The following is a 4,148-nucleotide window of genomic DNA, read 5'->3' on the forward strand; positions in this document are numbered from 1 at the left end:
ACTACATTAATATAAAGTAATAGCTGATATTTGTTTATAAATAGTAGGTTTTTAACTACTCTTTTAAATATTAAAAAGAACGCTAAGAGTTAATACAGAGTATAAAATTAAGAAATTTAGCAAAAATAAATTTAAAGAACAAATGGTAAAAAGAAATAATACTGATGATTGCGAAGATGGATTATATTATATTGCAGATCAGATATTTATAGTTGCTACTAGAAGTAAGAAGTCTTTAATTAATTTATAGAATATATGAAAATTTGATTAATAAATACATCTTATTTATAAATGATTGATCCATTAATTAAAAACCTATAAAAGATAACAAATCATTTCTAAACAAAAATAGATAATCAAGAAACATAATTCATTATTGAAACAATATGATAAATTGCAGCATCCTTAAGTTGATATCAATAGTTATCTTGGTAGGGATAAAACAGAGAAAAAGGAATCAATATTGATAACATTCAAAATATAAAATTCAAGAATATGCAATGTATAGGAATATGATATTTCAAAGATTGTAGAATGTGTTAATGGTTCTTCGGAGGAAATATAAGATGAATTTAGTTAGCTTGTTTACAGGAGTTGGAGGATTAGACTTAGGTTTTGAAAAAGCAGGGTTTAATATATTAGTAGCAAACGAATTTGATAAAACAATTTGGCAAACATATGAAAAAAATCATAAAACAAAACTTATAAAAGGAGATATTTGTAATATCCCTTCAGACATGTTTCCTGAATGTGATGGTATTATAGGTGGACCACCGTGCCAATCATGAAGTGAGGCTGGTTTGTTAAAAGGAATAAAAGATCCTCGTGGTCAATTATTTTATCAATATATACGCATTCTAAAAGACAAGCAACCTAAATTTTTCCTTGCTGAAAATGTTGAAGGAATGTTGGCTAAAAGGCATAATGATGCTGTTAATAATATAGTTTCTCAATTTGAAGATGCAGGATATGATGTCTTTATTCATTTGTTAAATGCAAGTGACTATGGTGTTCCACAAGATAGAAAAAGAGTTTTTTATGTAGGTTTTAGAAAAGATTTAAAGGTTAAATTTGAACCACCAAAACCTTATAAAAGTAAATTAACTTTTAAAGATACAATTTTTTATTTGAAAGATTGTGCAATACCAGCATTAGAAAAAAATAAAACTAATGGAGATAATTGTAAAGTCTTGAATCATGAGTATTTCATTGGTTCATACTCACCTATTTTTATGAGTAGAAATAGAGTTAGACAATGGGATGAACAGGCATTTACAGTCCAAGCTTCAGGAAGACAATGTCAGCTACATCCGCAAGCTCCAGTAATGCCTAAAGTAGAAAAAAACAAAAATATATTTGAACCAGGAAAAGAAGCACTTTATAGAAGACTAACAGTGCGAGAATGTGCAAGGATTCAAGGGTTTCCGGATGATTTTAAATTTTATTATACGAATCTAAACGATGCTTATAAAATGATCGGCAATGCTGTGCCAATAAATCTTGCATATGAAATGGCTAAAGCAATTTTATCTGCTTTAGATAATTCAAGCACAAATGCTAACCTATTAAAAACAGGGATAGATAATTAATTAGATATTAGTAATGAGTAATAAAAGTAATAATCAATAAAGAACACACGAATTTTCATACTTAATTACATTATTTTTAAAATCTACAAGCGGAAACACAGAAGAAAAAGAGAATTATTGAATTACCAATATCAACACTTCCAACACGAATTGTAAGTTTAGAATATAAACCAGGAAGTAAAAACACCTTGGAATTATATCTTGATGGTGGTTGGCAATTTAGTTTCAGAATTCATAATGCTTCAACTATTGTTGAATCAAGTTTAAAGTTCGATATACAAATAATAGGTATGCCTACAACTATTATATCCATAGATTCTAGATGGAAGTAGGACCTATTATAAAAGAGAACAAATAGCCTTAGCTAGTTATTTTAAATTAGTGTTTATAATCAAAACTATATACTAAAACAACAAAGTTTTTAATTTAGTATATTATAATTACTTTACTATTAATAGATTAGTAATTAAATAAAGGTTATTATTTATGAGTTTTAAATTTAAAAAGAGTTTATTAGCTATTCTTGGATCAATAGTTGTTTCAGCTACTACTTTAAGTGTAGTAGCTTGTGTTTCAGAAAGACAAGAAACTAAGAACCAACCAGAGTCATCTAATCAAAAACAAGTTATTGATCAATCAAATAAACAAATAACTAATAAACCTAATCTAACTAAAAACCAAAGCCAACCTTTATTATTAGATCAATTACAACAAGATATAAAACTAGAAAACAATAAATATTGACTAAGGTTTAAAGTCAATAATTTTTATAACAATAAGTATTTAGTTGTTGAATTAAAATCAACAAGTAATAATGCTATTAAATCAAACAAAACTAAAATCAACAATGATGGATCTGTTAGAGTTAGTTTTGATCATTTAGATAATGGTTTATATTCACTTAATAAGATATCAATCTTTGAAAGTCATGATAGTGATAATGTTATTACTTCATATGATAATTTAAATTATAAATTAAATGTAAATCAAACAAGTAATTCATTAAATAATAATAATAATAATAATAATAATCCTATTGTAGACAATAAGACTGGTGAACAACCAAATCCTAATCCAAAAACAAACCCTGAATTAAATGGATCATTCAAACCATCTACTCCTAACCAACCACCAATTATTTTTGGTCCACCACCTCAAGTTGTTAAAGAAACAACAAGAGCACCTGAACTATTATTAGATGAGAAAACCATTTATAACAAGCTAAAGGATCGAACTTTTGCTTTAGGTTTTAATAGTAATGATCAATATTATACTAATCCAAATACTGGTCAACATTACACCATTTATTCTTATCCAATGGGTACAGCTTGACTTTTGGATTATGCTTGAAAAAACAATGATAAAAATAGTAAAGAAGTAATGTTATATCTTGCTACTAATGTTCACGTTTATCGTCGAGCTTTTAATACACTAGATCAAAAATATAAAGAAAAGTTCCCAGAATACTTTACTCAAGATGCTCAAAAGAATGCAAAAGTCCAAAGCTTTGTTTTAGGTGTACCTAAAAAAGATGCATCAGTTGAACCTATTAATAACTTCAAAGAATATGGTTTCAATAACCGAGCTCTTTATTTCATTAATGAAAATGTAAGTGATAATGTTTTCTTATATATTAATTACAAGAAAGCTCCTAAGGTTTTTGAAAACCCTAAAACAGTGTTTGCAGCATTAAACATTTTTGATGATAAAACCAATAAAGAATGAATAGATAAAGCTTTAATTAAACCAACAAAAGAATATAACCGAGTTCATTTAGGAAAAGATTTTGCTGTTTTTGGTGTCAAGGTTAATTTAGAAGAATTAGAAAAACTAACTAAACCTGAAGTTAACGAATGACCTGAATTCATGCAACTAAAAGAACACATTACAAAAGCAATGGCTTCAATTGATAATGATATAAAACGTTATTCTAAAAACAAATATCCTAATCATGATCAAAGTAGAGTACCATATGCTACTTTTGATTATCCATCACTTTATCGTGAACCTGAAAACATTAACAAACAAGCATTTAATTTAGATAAATACATAACAAGTCCAAATACTGATAAGATGTATGTTGTTGGTTTCCCAGGAACTAATCATTTCCAAACCTTATGAAGAAATAATCCTAAAGATTTAAATACACCAAAAAATTGGTTAAATTATCATAGTTTTACTAATTTATTTACTTCAGAAAATGTGTTTGATCAATTTAGTGCTTCAGCTCCATTTGGTTATGGAGTAACTATGATTAATAGTAGTTTATATAATGGAGCTTCTGGATCATTAGTAGCTAATGAATATGGAATACCAGTTGGTATATTCCACGCAACAAATAGTAGACAAGCTTATGATATTTCAAAAAATGGACACTATGTACCATTTGTACAAATAGCTAATTCTAGTGTTTATGGACCTGCTCATAATTTGATCGATGGTTCAGATAAAACAAAATTCCCTAAACAAGTCAAATCTTACCGTCAAAACTTAAAAGCATTAAGTGAGAATAATGGAGAGTTTGCAGAATATAGTAAAACAGCTTTATATCCAGATGGA

The 4,148-nt window shown here is 27.3% G+C and carries 2 protein-coding genes and 1 pseudogene; all 3 read left to right on the forward strand.

Annotation, left to right across the window (positions count from 1 at the left end):
- The first annotated feature begins 566 nt into the window (after positions 1–566).
- Positions 567–1,589, forward strand: coding sequence for a DNA cytosine methyltransferase (locus tag UDIV_RS01005; RefSeq protein WP_038102025.1), 1,023 nt, complete (start codon positions 567–569; stop codon positions 1,587–1,589).
- 98 nt (positions 1,590–1,687) lie between these two features.
- Positions 1,688–1,921, forward strand: a pseudogene (locus UDIV_RS04795) (HaeIII family restriction endonuclease); the annotation flags it as partial.
- Between the two features lie 154 nt (positions 1,922–2,075).
- Positions 2,076–4,148 (forward strand): MIP family Ig-specific serine endopeptidase (locus UDIV_RS01010; RefSeq protein WP_038102026.1); only part of this gene is annotated, 2,073 nt, incomplete at its 3' end.

Origin of the sequence: Ureaplasma diversum NCTC 246, assembly GCF_000731915.1 — a bacterium.
Classification (GTDB): Bacteria; Bacillota_I; Bacilli_A; order Mycoplasmatales; family Mycoplasmoidaceae; genus Ureaplasma; species Ureaplasma diversum.